This is a genomic window from Hydrogenophaga sp. 2FB (assembly GCF_005503365.1).
Taxonomy (GTDB): domain Bacteria; phylum Pseudomonadota; class Gammaproteobacteria; order Burkholderiales; family Burkholderiaceae_C; genus Hydrogenophaga.
On sequence record NZ_SCML01000096.1, the window covers coordinates 1 to 13,169 of the forward strand.

Here is a 13,169-nt window from a genome sequence, read left to right on the forward strand (position 1 = left end):
CCGCAACCCATCCCCCTGGTCCCCGCCGCGCCTGTCCCGGCGTTGGTGGCCGGTGTTCCTGCGCAACCTGCTGGTCTGGCGCAAGCTCGCCATTCCGAGCCTGGTGGGCAACATCGCCGAACCGCTGATGTGGCTCGTCGCCTTCGGCTACGGCATGGGCGCACTGGTCGGGCAGGTGAACATCGGCACGCCACAAGGCAACGTGGCCGTGCCCTACATCCTGTTCCTCGCCAGTGGCAGCATCTGCATGAGCGCGATGAACGCGGCCACCTTCGAAGCGCTGTACTCGGCCTTCTCGCGCATGCACGTGCAGAAGACCTGGGACGGCATCATGAACGCCCCCGTGAGCCTGGACGACGTGGTGCTGGCCGAGATGCTGTGGGCCGGCTTCAAGGCCTTGTTCTCGGTCACGGCGATATTGGGCGTGATGCTGGCGCTGGGCATCAGCCATTCGCCCAAGCTGCTGCTGGCGTGGCCGGTGCTGCTCGGCGTGGGCATCACCTTCTCGTGCGTTGCCCTGGTGTTCAACGCCCTGGCCAAGGGCTACGACTTCTTCACCTACTACTTCACCCTGTTCCTCACGCCCATGATGTTTCTCTCGGGCGTGTTCTTTCCGCGCGAGCAGCTGCCCGAGGTGGTGCGGCATTTCTCCAACCTGTTGCCGTTGACGCACGCGGTGGAACTGGTGCGCCCGCTGTTCATGGACCAATGGCCCACGGATGCCTGGGGACATGGTGGCGTGTTGCTGGCCTACACGGTGGTCGCCTTCTGGCTGGCGCTGTCGCTCACGCGCAAGCGGTTTGCGAAGTAGGGCCTTGTTCAGCGCACCGGCGCATCCACGCCAAACACCTGCTTCAGGTACGCCAGAAAGGTCTGGTCATCGCAGAGCGTCTTGCCGGGGCTGTCGGAGAGTTTGGCCACGGGCTGTCCGTTGCATTCGGTCAGCTTCATCACGATGTTCAGCGGGGTGGGGCCCAGGTCGTTGCTGAGGTTCGTGCCGATGCCAAAGCCGAGCTGCGCGCGGTCGGCGAAGTGCCGGTACAGCGCCAGGGCGCGCGGCACGTCCAGACCATCGGAGAACACCAGCCGCTTGGTGTTCGCATCGATGCGCAGCTTTTCGTAGTGCGCCAGGGCCTTTTCGCCCCAGGCCACCGGGTCGCCCGAGTCGTGCCGCAAACCGTCAAAGAGCTTGGCGAAGTAGAGATCGAAGTCCGACAGGAACGCGTCCATGCCCACCACGTCGGTCAGGGCGACGCCCAGGTCTCCTCGGTACTCCTGCACCCAGTCTTCCAACGCGGCCTTCTGGTGGTCGCGCAAACGCACGCCCAGTGCCTGGTAGGTCTGCAGGTATTCGTGCGCCATCGTGCCGATGGGCACCAGGCCGAGGTCGCGCGCGAGCAGCACGTTGGAGGTGCCCTTGAAGTACTGCGGCACCGCGGTGTTGAGCGTGGCCACCACTTCGCGCTGCCATTCGCCGGAACAGCGGCGGCGCAAACCGAAATCGAAAAATTCGAACGGATGGCGCTTCGCCGGCTCCCGGGAAAAGTCCTGGAACAACGCCACCTTGTTCTGCAGGCGGCGGCGCCCTTCGGCCTGGGTGTCGGCGGTCTGCAGTCGGCGGAAGTACAGCTCGTTCACGATGGCGAGCACGTGGATCTCGAAGCCCGTCACATGCACCAGCGGTCCACGGGCGACGATCTCCAACTGATCGCCATTCGCCCGCACGTCGATGAACGCACGCTGGAACCGGAAGATGCGCAGGAAGTCGACGAAGTCGGATTTGATGAAGCGCAGGCCGCGCAAGAAGGCCAACTCGTCGTCGCGGAAGCCCAGGCTGCACAGGTGGTGAATCTCCTGGCGAACCTCATCCACCAATTCCGCCAGCGGGTAGACACTGGCGTTGCGGCAGACGAAGGTGAACGTGGCCTGGGTTTGCGGGTGCCGATGCAGCATGGTCTGCCACATCGTGAACTTGTAGAGGTCGTTGTCGAGCAGGCTGTGGATGACATGGCTCATGGCACGGCTTTCAAAGACTGGCGTTGTGCGCCAGTGTGCCGGAGATTGAGCCAGGTTCCGTGGACGGGCTGCCCGCCGTCCTGGGCGATCAAGCGGGGCAGAAACGCCCGCTTGAGCCCTCAAGCAAGAAGATCAGTGAACCGCGTGCAGCGCGGGTTGGGCATCGCGGTACAGCTCGCTGCCCGAATCCATGAACGCGTCGGCATCGATCACCGCGTCGAACGCACGGGTAGCGGCGTCACGGATCTTGGGGATCAGCGGCTTGTCCAGCGGGCGGCAGATGCGTTGGCGCAGGCCGCGCAGGTTCACGCTGGTTTCCATGGCGCTGATCACGGCTTCCGGATCGAGCATCAGGACGAAGGGGTTCAGGCGGGTGGCGGTGGTGGACATGGCGGGATTCCTCGATGCAGATGGATACGGTGACAAACGTGTTGTCGATGAAACAAACTGTATTCGCCACACCCCGAGCCGTTAAGTCGGCGCCTGTCCATTCCGGCTGTAAGAAGTTGCCTGACAAGCGGTTCGCCTCCCCTACACGCCATTCGTGAACTGTGTCACGAACGGCCGCCGCGCAAGGCCTCCACGCTGGCGCGCACCACCGACTGCACGCTGCCGCTGTCCTTGAACTGGTTGCGCAGGTAGGTGGCGTGGTTGCCCACACGGCCCGCGGTGCGTTCGATCTCGTCCAGCGCGGCAAGCGAGTTCAATGCCACGCCGTGCGGCGTGAGGTGCCGCAGCGTGGCCAGGATGTCTTCGCGGATGCTGATCTGCTCGCGTGTCTTGGGGTTGACCATCATGCCGTCCAGTCCGAAGCGGCAGGCCTGGAAACGGTTGTAGGTGTAGACGAGGTAGTCGTCTTCTTCGGGCGGCAGTTCGCGCCGTTCCAGCAGGTGGCGGCACAGCGCCTGCAGGTAACACGCGAGCCCCGCCGCGCGCTCCACCGTCAGCGGCGTGTCGCACACGCGCAGTTCGATGGTGCCGTACTCGGGCTTGGGCCGGATGTCCCAGTAGAAGTCCTTCATGGACTTGACCACGCCGGTGCTCTCCATCTTGGTGAAGTAGACGTTGGCGAACTCTTCCCAGCTCAGCGTGAAAGGCGCGCGGCCGCTGAGCGGAAACGCGAACACCGAATTGAGCCGCGCCGAATCGAACAGCGTGTCCACGCCCTGCGAGAACGGCGACGAGGCCGACAGCGCGATGAAGTGCGGCACGTAGCGGTTGAGCGAGTGCAACAGGAACAGCGCCTCGTCGGCGTTGGAGCAACCGATGTGCACGTGCTGGCCGAACACGGTGAACTGCTTGGCGAGGTAGCCATACAACCCTGAGAGCTGTTCGAAGCGCGGCTTGGAGAAGATGCGCTGTTCGAACCAGCGCTGGAACGGGTGTGTGCCACCGCCAGCGAGTTCGATGTTGAGCCGGTCGCCCGCGTTCACCAGGGTGTCGCGGATCTGTTGCAGTTGCGTGAGCAGCGGGCCGTGTTCGCGCTGAATATCGGTGGCGATCTCGATCATGCTCTGCGTCATCTCGGGCGTGACCACGCCCGGGAAGGGTTTGCGGCGCAGCAGTTCGAGCAGGTCGTTGGCGCTGCTGGAGAGGTCCAGGTCGTAGGTGTTGACGAGCTGCAGTTCGAGCTCGACACCCATGGTCAGCGAATCCGAGGATTTGAAGGTTTCCAACGGCATGGGTCAGCCTTTCGTGACGTGGGTTTCCTGCGCCGCCATCAGCGCGCGCTGCGTGACCACCGGCCCCAACAGCTCCTGCAACAGCATCATCCCGGCCGTGACCGAGAGCACCTCCACCGCGGGCGCGAAGCCATAGAGGCGGCTTTGCTCGATCAGCAGAATGGCGAAGGCCGACATGGGCGTGAGCGCCAGGCCCGTGAGCAAGCCCTTGCGCTCGGTGATGCCCGAGAAGCGCGCGGCCACCAGGTTGCAACCCACCTTGGACGCGGTGCGCATGAGGATCAGCAACACGCCGAGCAGCATGCCGGTGCCGATGCTGGCCCATTCGAGCAGCGAGGCGATGTAGACGAAGAGGAAGATCGACAGCATGTCGCCGGCGGTGCCGAAGTCGCGCTGCGCATTCGTCAGGTGCACGCGGCGTTCGCGCGCGACCACGCCAAAGGTCAACGAGGCCAGCAGCGGCGAGATCTTCAGGCCGTAGGCCGCCGTGGTGAGCAACAACACGGAGAGCGCGAACACCACGGTGACGCCGCGTTCGTTCGTGCTGCGCAGGCGCAGCAACCAGGGCACGGCCACGCCGAGCAGACCACCCACCGCCACCGAGGTGCCGACCTGGTGGATGCTGCCAAAGGCCGCGAGCACCAGATCGCCCGAGGTGCTGAGGTACCAGTAGCCCACCACCAGCTTGAGCACCAGCACCGAGACCATGCAGTTGATGGCGCACAGGTGCAGCACACGCTCGGTCACCTGGCCGGCGCTGCGCAACTCGTTGGCCACGCGCACGATGCCCGCGGGCGAGGCCGAGATGGAGAGCGCCGCGATGATGAGCCGCAGGTCGGTCGCGAGATCGAACCAGCCGCTGACCCAGTAGATGACGCAGAAGGTGACGATGGACTCGACCACGCCGAGCACCAGCACCCACGGGTTGTGGCGAAACCAGCGCAGGTTGATGCGGTAGCCGAGTTCGAACAGCACCAGCGAGAGCGCCACGTTGGCGAGAAAGGGCAAGCCCGGCACATCGTTGGTCAGGCCGGGCAGGTTGATCAGTCCGCCCATGAGGCCGACGGCCACATAGGTCGTGACACGCGGTATGTGCCACAGCTCGTACACGCGCTCGGCGGCGAACCAGGCGAGCAGGAGCACCAGCGGCCAGGCGATGGACTGGAGCAGAAAACTGTAATCGGTGACCATGGGCAGGACTCCAGGGTGGGGCTTGTGGGAAGGGGGCTCAGCGTGGTGCGCAAGGCACCTGCGGAGCCACCGGGCAAACCGGCATCAGCGAAGCGCGCTGACTTGAGCACCGGGGGGACGCAGCGACAAGCAACAAACAAGACAGTGGCAAACGGCGTGCCACCTCGAACGTCAGACCGCGAAGCGCTGCGCGAGATCTTTCAGATGAAGTTCGTCGAGCACCTGCTGCAACCGCTGCCGGGCCCGTTCGCGTGCGCCGTTGCGATCGTGGTCCATTCTACGGGCCAGAATCAGCTCGTTCTTCATCGAGTGCTCCCACCCAACCAGCTCGGTCACCGTCACGGTGTAACCATGTGCTTCAAGCTGCAGGCAACGCAGCACGTTGGTGATCTGGCTGCCGAACTCGCGCGTGTGCAAAGGATGGCGCCACAGCTCGGCCAACGGGGTACGCGACAGGCTCAAGGCCTTGTGCTGACGCATCACGCTCGCCACTTCGGCCTGGCAACACGGCACGAGCACCATGTGGCGGGCCTGCTTGGCCAGGCCGAATTGAATGGCATCGTCGGTGGCGGTGTCGCAGGCGTGCAGCGCGGTCACCACGTCGATGGTGGCGGGCAGCGCGGGATCGGTGAGCGCTTGCTGCACCGTGGTGGCGAGAAAGTCCATGCGCTCAAAGCCGAGCTTGCCGGCCAGTGCCTGGGATTTTTCCACCAGCTCGGCGCGCGTTTCCACACCGGTCACGCGGCCCACCGGCTTGTCCTTGAAGAACAGGTCGTAGAGGATAAAGCCCAGGTAGGACTTGCCGGCGCCGTGGTCGGCCAGTGTCACGTCGCCGCGCGCGGCGAGCACCTCGGCCAGCAAGGGCTCGATGAACTGCACCAGGTGGTAGACCTGCTTGAGTTTGCGCCGCGTGTCCTGGTTGAGCCTGCCTTCGCGCGTGAGGATGTGCAGTTCCTGTAGCAGCGCGATGGACTGCCCGGGCCGCAGCTCGGGCAGTTGTTCTTGCAAGGTGGGTGCGGCGTGCGCGCGGGCTTTCAGCTTCGACATGCGCCGATCATAGGCGCGCGCCCGTGCTCACTCTTCGAGCTTGACCGCGCCGGACCGGATCAAACCCCGGTAGTGATCCAGCCGTTCCTTGATCAGGCTGCGGAACTCTTCGCGCGAGTTGCCCACGGGCTCGTAGCCCATCGTCGCAATCTGCTCGCGCACCTTGGGCAGCTTGATGGCCGCGCGAAACGCCTCGCTCAACCGGTCCAGCACCTCCTTGGGCACACCGGCGGGCGCCACGTAGCCCACCCATCCATCGGTCCGGAAGTCCACACCGAGTTCGGCGAACGTCGGCACGTCGGGCAAGATGGCGACGCGCTTGCGGGACGTCACGGCGATGGGTTTGATCTTGCCGTCCTGGATGTAGGGGCGCGCGGACTGACCGGCCAGCATGAACTCGATGGAACCGCCGGCCAGGTCGATCAGCGCGGGCGCCTCGCCACGGTAGGACACGTGCGTGGCCTTGATGCCCAGCTTGTCCGTCAACACCACCGAATTGAAGTGAAAGCTGCTGCCGCTGCCCGGGGTGCCGTAGTTCATCTTCCCGGGTTGGGCCTTGGCCTTGGCCACGAGTTCGCGCAGATCCCCCGTGGCGGACACGCGCGGGTGCGTGACCAGCACGTTGTAGGTGTCCACCGCGATGGTGATGGGTTCGAAGTCCTTCAGGGGATCGAACTTGTAGGTCTTCTCGGTCAGCGGCTGGAAGATCATCAGGCCCGGCACGGTCACCGCGAGGGTGTAGCCGTCCTTCGGCGAGCGCGCCAGCTGCTCCAGCCCGATGCGGCCATTCGCGCCAGGGCGGTTCTCCAGGATCAGCGGCTGGCCCAGCGAGCGGCCGACCTCTTCGGCCAGCGCACGGCTCACCGCATCGGCCAGGCCACCGGCCGGGAACGGAATGAGCAGGGTGATGGGCTTCTCGGGCCACGCGGCCGATGCCGCACCCGCTGCCGCCAGCGCCACCACCGCGAGCGCGTTTTTCCAGAATGTCATTTCGTGTCTCCTTGGTCCATTTCAAATACCACAACGATCCGTCCTGCCGCCGTCAAGCGGTCTCCATCTGCGGCTGACCGAAGCGGCGCCATTGCCGTGTCGCGCTCGCGTACTCGCGTTCGAGTTCGTAGACCACCTCGGCCACCGGGCTGATGCGCTTGATGGCGCCCACGCCCTGGCCAGCGGTCCAGGTATCGACCCACTTGCGCTGCTTGAACGAGCGGTTGCTGTCGTAGTTGCGGGGCGGTGTCGGTGGCAGGTCGTCGGGGTCCAGGCCGGCGGCCCGCAGCGAAGGCTTGAGCCAGCTCGCCGGTGTGCCGGTGATGCCGCTGCTGATGACGAGGTCTTCCGCCGTGGCGTCGATGAGCATCTGTTTGTAGGTGGGCGAGGCCATGCTCTCTTGCGTGGGAATGAAGCGCGTGCCCATGTAGACCAGGTCCGCGCCGGCCATGGTGGCGCCGGCCACGCTGTACCCATCGGCGATGCCGCCGCCGATGACGACGAGGCCGTCAAAGAACTCGCGCAGCGCGCGCACGAAGGCGAACGGCGACATCCAGCCGGTGTGCCCACCCGCCCCCGCGCTGACGCAGGCCAGGCCATCCACGCCCGCGTCGGCGGCCTTTTTGGCCAGGCGCAGGTTGACCACGTCGGCCAGCACGATGCCGCCGTAGCCGTGCACCACCTCCAGCGCGGGCTTGGGGCTGCCCAGGGCGGTGATCACGATCGGGGGTTGGTACTTCTCGATCAGCGCCAGGTCCTGCGACAGGCGCGCGTTGGACGAGTGCGTGACGACGTTGGCGGCCCAGGGGCCGACGATGGCATCGGGGTTCTCATCCCTGTGGGCCCGCAGCCCTTCGGTGATGGTGAGCAGCCACGCTTCCAGTGTTTCGATGGGGCGCGCGTTCGGCGTGGGAAACGCGCCCACGATGCCGGCCTTGCAGGCTTCGAGCACCAGTTCCGGCCCCGACACGAGGAACATCGGCGCGGCCACGACGGGCAGGCGCAAGGGGTGCCGATGGAAGAAGGATGTGACGGTGTCTGGTTTCATGAAAGGCTGTTGTCTGTTGCAGTGGACGCGCTGGGAGCGATCGCCTCCAGGTCGTCCAGGATGTGTTGAATGTCTTCGCCCACTTGGGGAAAACGGGTGGGCGTGCGCCGCCCCTGCCAGGAGGACGCGCCGGGAATCCTGACGAGCGGGCACGGTCCGGCATCGGGCAACGCCAGGGTCTCGATCAGGTCGAGACCGTCGCCGCCCTGCGATGCCAGGAAGTGCGGAATGTCCCGGGCCTCGCACGCCATCACGCCCTGGGGCGCGAGCAGCTCCTCCCACTGGGCCGCGGTCTTGCTCTGCAGGACCGCGGCCAGTTCGTGCCGAAGCGCGCCGGCGTTCTGCGAGCGGGACTGCGGTGTCGCAAAACGCGCGTCCCGCAGCACATCCGAACGCCCGAGCAGCGCGAACAGGCGCTCCACGTCGGCCGGTTTCTGCACCGCCACCACCAGAACGCCTTGTTGCGTCGGGTAGTCCCCCGTGGGCGCGGTGAACTCCGCGTTGCCGACCTTGCCATCGCTGAGCGCGCTGGAGATGATGCGCGGCGCGAGAAACGCGGCCATGGCGCCGGCAAGCGTCACCTCCAGTTGCTCGCCCGTGCCAAATCGGAAGCGGCGCAGCAAGGCGCTGGCAATGGCCTGGTAGGCATACAGGCCCGTGATCTGGTCCGCCAACACCACGTTGCGCGTGCGTTGTGGCGTGCCGCTCTCGTCCGCATTGATGTGCATCCAGCCCGAGTAGGCCTGCGCAATGTGGTCGATGACCGGCCGGTCGCTGAGCCGGCTGTTTCTGCCGAAGCCCGTCACCGAGCAATAGACCAGCGTGGGCTTGTCCTGGCGCAAGCGTTCGGGGCCCAGGCCCAGGCGATCGACCACGCCAGGCCGGTAGCTCTCGACCACCACGTCGCAGGTGCGCGCGAGGCGTTGGGCGGTCGCGAGATCGTCCGCGTTCTTGAGATCGAGCTGGATGCTCTTCTTGCCCACGTTGACCGCGATCGCGGCGGGCGCATGCCCGCGGATCTGGTTGCGCGCGTGGCGGATCCAGTCGCCACCGGGCGGCTCGACCTTGATCACCTCGGCGCCGTGGGCCGCCATGAGCATGGTGCTGTAGGGGCCGGCGATGCCTTGCGTCAGGTCGAACACGCGAAGGCCTTCCATGGCCAATGGGGTGGGGCTCATGGCGTGCGCACCCTCCAGGTGGCGAGCGCCTCGGCCACGGCCAGGGGTTGCTCCAGGGGCAGCAGATGCCCCGCGCCCGGGATCTCCACGTACGCGCAGTTCTGCGCCTTGGCGGCTTCTTCGGCCTGCCGCTTCACCGGCACGACCGCGTCGTGCGAGCCGGCGAGCCACAACGTGGGCACACCCGCATTCAACAGATGCGAACGGTCCTTGCGCAGCATCGTGGCGCGCACATGGGCCACATAGCGCTGCGCGCTGTAGGCCGTTGCCAGCTCACGCCGGCGCGCCACCAGATCGGGCCGCTCGCGGTTGTCCGGGTGGAACGGGGCCACCGACGACGACGCGGTATCGACGTAGGTCGCGGGGTCGAACGTGGACAGCGTCTGCTGCCGTTTGGTTTTCTGCTCGTCGGAATCGGCGGCCGCGCTCGAGCCCATGAGGCACAGGCCCAGCACACGGTCACGCGCTTTTTCCAGCACGGCCATGGCCACATAACCGCCGAAGGAATAACCGGCCAGATGGAAGCGCGGCGGCGCCGAGGCCAGCACCGCATCGGCCAGGGCCTCCACGTTGTCCAGTGGCGGCAGGGTCGGGCAGTGGCCGTGGATGTCGGCCGGCAGTGCGGCGGTCACGTCCCGAAAGACGTCGCCGGTGTTGTTCAGTCCGTGAAGGAAAACGATGTCCATGGGGGTTCCTCAGGGCAGCATGCGGCTGTCGCGGTTTTCACCGTGGATGCGATCGCCTTCCACCCAGCAGGCGTGCACGCCCACCGAAATGCGCTCGGGCAGGATCACGGTGGCCAAGGGTCCTCTGGCGATATCGGTCGCGTCGAACACCAGCGCTTCGGAGCGGTCCTGCACCATGTCCGTCACGTAGACCAGCAGGTAACCATCGTCCTCGCCCGTCGCGCCCAGGCGGCGCGCCATCTGCGGCTCGCTGCCATAGCGGCCCGGTCCGTATTCGAAGCGCTGCGTGGCGCCGGTCTGCAGGTCGAATTTCTTCAAGCCGCAGAACAACCACTCGCCCGGCTGGTAGAGGATGTTGTAGCTGTAGCGGTAGGGCCGGCCCACGTAGTCGTTGCTGACGATGGGGAACTCGGTGATCTCGTCGTCCAGGTACTGCTCGGTCGTTTGCCCGGTGACCAGGTTGAAGCGCCAGCGGTGCATCATGGTCGGGTTGTTGTGCTTGTCCAGGCGGGCCTTCATGCGGGCGTACACGTCGCCGCCGTCGGTCTTGCCCACCGGGTGCATCACGGGGTTGGGCATGATGCAGCCGTCCATGACGATCTCGTCGCCATCCTCGTAGCAGTTCGCCAGGTGCAGGATGTGGCAGGCCTTGGCCTCGAACCACTTCACCTCCGAACCACTGCCGCGGCGCGGGATGACGCCAAAGCGCGCCGGCACCTCGGGGTGGAAGGCCAGCTTGCGCACCCCCTTCTTCAACAGTTCGGGGTCGAAGAACTGCGGCGTGTCGTGCAGGATGGTGTAGTTCTTCGTGATGCCCAGGTCGTGCGGCCAGCGCGCGCCCGGCAACTCCACCGGTACGTAGTGCACCAGCTGGTTGTTCCGATCCACCACGCCGTAATGCATGTACGGCCAGACTTCCGGGTAGTTGAAGAACATCATCTCGCCGGTCTCCGGGTCGACCTTGTAGTGCGAGCCGATGCCGTGCGGCATGACGTGGCGGGCCCAGTTGGCGTCCGGCCCCTGGGTGTCGAGCGAGATCGGGTCCAGGCGCCAGGGCTCGCTGCCTTGCGACATCGTGGCCAGCAACTTGCCCGCGTGGCAGATGATGTCCGTGCCCGCGTTGTCCTTCATCGAACCCATCGCACCCCAGCCGCGCCGAGACCCTTTGTCCGGCTCGAGGATGCCGGTCCACAGGGACGCCTGCGCCCCCTGCTCCGCGAGGAAGCCGGTGGTGCGCACGAAGCGGCTGCGGTACGACGCCTGGCCGTTCTGGAAATGCACGGCGTGCAGCATGCCGTCGCCGTCGAACGGGTGGTACATGCCCATGGGCTCGTGCACCTGGTTGTGCGTGTTCCGGATGTAGATGCCGTCCAGGTCCTTGGGAATGTCGCCGATGACTTTCAGGGTGCCCACGTGCGCCACATGCTCGTTGAAGTTGGGCGTGAAGGCACCGTTGAGAAACGGGTGGTCGGTGGGTTTGAGGGTGCTGTGAACGGTGTTGATGACAGTGCTCATGATCGGGATCCTCTCTGTGGCTCTCAAACGTGCTTCGCGGACAGCTCGGACAGGAAGCCCAGCAGCGCGGCGTTGAACGCTTCCGGTTGTTCCGCGAAGGCGTAGTGCGCGGCCCCCTCGATGCAGACGAAGCGCGCATCCGGAATCAGCCCGGTCAGCGACTGCATGCCTTCGGGCCGGCCCACCTTGTCCAGCGCTCCCGCGATCAGCAGCGTGGGCACGCTGACGGCTTTCAGGTTGTCTTCACCGTCGTAGCCCACGATGGCTTCGATGGCCGCGCAGAAGGTCTCGGCGCGCATGCCCGAGGCCACGTCCACCACCAGGTCCACCAGGGGCCCGGACGAGGTGGGCGCCAACATGCCGCGGATTACCGGCAAGGCCGCTTCCTTGAACGGCAGGCCGCGCCGGATCGGGCCGATGCGCTCTTCGGCGAACGTGGCCTTGTCCTGCGCCGACTTGCGCGAGAACGTGGCGACCGTGGCCGAGATCACCAGACCCTGCACCAGGCCCTTCGCGTGCAGCGAGGCCAGTGGCGCGACGATGCCGCCCATGCTGTGGCCCACCACCACATTGAACCGACTGGCCTCGCGCTGGATCAGCCGCGTGGCCGCCTCGGCCAGGCCTTCGATGGACAGGCCACCCTCGGGCAAGGGGCTCAGGCCATAACCCGGCGCGTCCCAGGCCACCACGCGGTAACCGGCGCGCACCAAGGTGGCGATGAGCGGACGGAAGTACGCGCGGCTGCCGTAGGCGCCGTGCAGCAAAAAGAGGGTGGTGTCGGCATCGCCGGCCACTTCGTAATCGGGGAGTCGGGTCGTGTTCATGCGTTGCAACTCTAGGCAGCCGCCCGTGCCGCGGCGACTGCTATGTGGCACAGTTCCGCATTCCGGAACTGCAGAAACTTCCCCTCGCCACCCGCTTCACCACGATCAACATGGCCTGGAACACCCCGTGACCCCCACCCTGCACATGGCCGCCATCCCCACGAACGACCGCGATTTCGTCGCCTCGCTGGCCAAGGGCTTGTCCATCCTCTCGGCCTTCGAACACGCCGATGTGCTGGGCAACCAGGAACTCGTGGACCTCACCGGCATGCCCAAGGCCACCGTGTCGCGCTTCACCGGCACGCTGGAGAAACTGGGCTACCTGCGCTTCGACGAGAAGCTGCGCAAGTACCGCGTGGGTGGTCGCGTGTTGAACCTGGGTTCCCTCACCATGCAGAAGCACGGCATCCAGCGCGTGTCCGCGCCGTTCATGAAGCAACTGGCCGACGAGCTGGACGTGAGCGTGCTGCTGGCCACGCGGGAACATTCGCGCATGCTCGTGCTGGAGATCGTTCGCCCGCCGGTCAACCAGGTCACGATCAACAAGGCCGTGGGCGACCTGCTGGCGATGGAAACCACCTCGCTGGGCCTGGCCTATCTGGTCGCCGCGCCCACCCGGGAGCGCGCCGCCATCCTGAAAGAGCTGCAACGCGTGCCATCGGTGGACTGGCCCAGCTACCGCGCCGACGTGGAGCGCGTGCACGCCGAGTACAAGCGCTTCGGCTTCGTGGTGTCGCGCCGCGTGCGCGGTGGCGTCCTGAGCGCGGCGGCGGTGCCGATCGTTTCCAGTGCGTCGGAGATCTTCGTGCTGTCCTGCGCCGGGCCCTCGCAGCAATTGACCAAGGCCCGCCTCGAAAAGCGCGTGGGCCCCTTGGTGGCACAAGCCGCCAAGGCCATCCAGCTGGCGATGAAAGAAGAAGCGCAAGACGGCGACAATCGCGCATGACTTTTCCCGCCGACGACGCCCCCCGCAACCCCCACCCCTACAGCGC

At 66.0% G+C, this 13,169-nt stretch carries 13 protein-coding genes; 2 read left to right on the forward strand and 11 right to left on the reverse strand.

Annotated features, from left to right (window positions below; genetic code table 11):
• A partial coding sequence (locus tag FFS09_RS29810; protein WP_354595909.1) for an ABC transporter permease occupies positions 1 to 811 on the forward strand: 811 nt, incomplete at its 5' end.
• 8 nt (positions 812 to 819) lie between these two features.
• Here the strand turns inward: FFS09_RS29810 and pncB are convergent.
• The 11 genes from pncB to FFS09_RS29865 all read right to left on the reverse strand — a co-directional run bounded on the left by pncB (position 820) and on the right by FFS09_RS29865 (position 12,177).
• Entirely contained in the window at positions 820 to 2,016 is a 1,197-nt protein-coding gene (pncB, locus tag FFS09_RS29815) for a nicotinate phosphoribosyltransferase (protein WP_137922526.1), read from the reverse strand.
• 132 nt (positions 2,017 to 2,148) lie between these two features.
• Entirely contained in the window at positions 2,149 to 2,406 is a 258-nt protein-coding gene (locus FFS09_RS29820) for a hypothetical protein (protein ID WP_212745184.1), read from the reverse strand.
• A gap of 164 nt (positions 2,407 to 2,570) precedes the next feature.
• Entirely contained in the window at positions 2,571 to 3,698 is a 1,128-nt protein-coding gene (locus FFS09_RS29825) for a YbdK family carboxylate-amine ligase (RefSeq protein ID WP_137922527.1), read from the reverse strand.
• 3 nt (positions 3,699 to 3,701) lie between these two features.
• Positions 3,702 to 4,889, reverse strand: coding sequence for a cation:proton antiporter (locus tag FFS09_RS29830; protein ID WP_137922528.1), 1,188 nt, complete (start codon positions 4,887 to 4,889; stop codon positions 3,702 to 3,704).
• 171 nt (positions 4,890 to 5,060) lie between these two features.
• Positions 5,061 to 5,936: a class I SAM-dependent methyltransferase gene (locus FFS09_RS29835; protein WP_137922529.1), complete on the reverse strand. Its 876-nt coding sequence runs from the start codon at positions 5,934 to 5,936 to the stop codon at positions 5,061 to 5,063.
• Positions 5,937 to 5,963: 27 nt separating this feature from the next.
• A complete protein-coding gene (locus FFS09_RS29840; RefSeq protein WP_137922530.1) occupies positions 5,964 to 6,926 on the reverse strand; it encodes a Bug family tripartite tricarboxylate transporter substrate binding protein in 963 nt (320 codons plus the stop codon).
• A gap of 52 nt (positions 6,927 to 6,978) precedes the next feature.
• Positions 6,979 to 7,974 carry an NAD(P)H-dependent flavin oxidoreductase gene (locus FFS09_RS29845; protein ID WP_137922531.1) on the reverse strand — a complete coding sequence of 332 codons (996 nt, stop codon included), beginning with the start codon at positions 7,972 to 7,974 and terminating at the stop codon, positions 6,979 to 6,981.
• Complete coding sequence (locus FFS09_RS29850; protein WP_137922532.1) at positions 7,971 to 9,152, reverse strand: CaiB/BaiF CoA transferase family protein; 1,182 nt, start codon at positions 9,150 to 9,152, stop codon at positions 7,971 to 7,973. The genes FFS09_RS29845 and FFS09_RS29850 overlap by 4 nt, the downstream gene beginning before the upstream one ends.
• The gene (locus FFS09_RS29855) at positions 9,149 to 9,838 is read right to left on the reverse strand and encodes an alpha/beta fold hydrolase (RefSeq protein WP_137922533.1); all 690 of its coding nucleotides are present in this window, start codon (positions 9,836 to 9,838) and stop codon (positions 9,149 to 9,151) included. The genes FFS09_RS29850 and FFS09_RS29855 overlap by 4 nt, the downstream gene beginning before the upstream one ends.
• Before the next feature lie 9 nt (positions 9,839 to 9,847).
• On the reverse strand, positions 9,848 to 11,353 hold the full coding sequence (locus FFS09_RS29860; protein WP_137922534.1) for a carotenoid oxygenase family protein: 1,506 nt from the start codon (positions 11,351 to 11,353) through the stop codon (positions 9,848 to 9,850).
• Positions 11,354 to 11,376: 23 nt separating this feature from the next.
• Positions 11,377 to 12,177: an alpha/beta fold hydrolase gene (locus FFS09_RS29865; RefSeq protein ID WP_137922535.1), complete on the reverse strand. Its 801-nt coding sequence runs from the start codon at positions 12,175 to 12,177 to the stop codon at positions 11,377 to 11,379.
• 127 nt (positions 12,178 to 12,304) lie between these two features.
• Between FFS09_RS29865 and FFS09_RS29870 the strand changes: the two genes are divergently transcribed.
• Positions 12,305 to 13,123 (forward strand): IclR family transcriptional regulator, encoded by an 819-nt coding sequence (locus FFS09_RS29870; protein ID WP_171020274.1) that lies wholly within the window; start codon positions 12,305 to 12,307, stop codon positions 13,121 to 13,123.
• Positions 13,124 to 13,169: the final 46 nt, after the last annotated feature.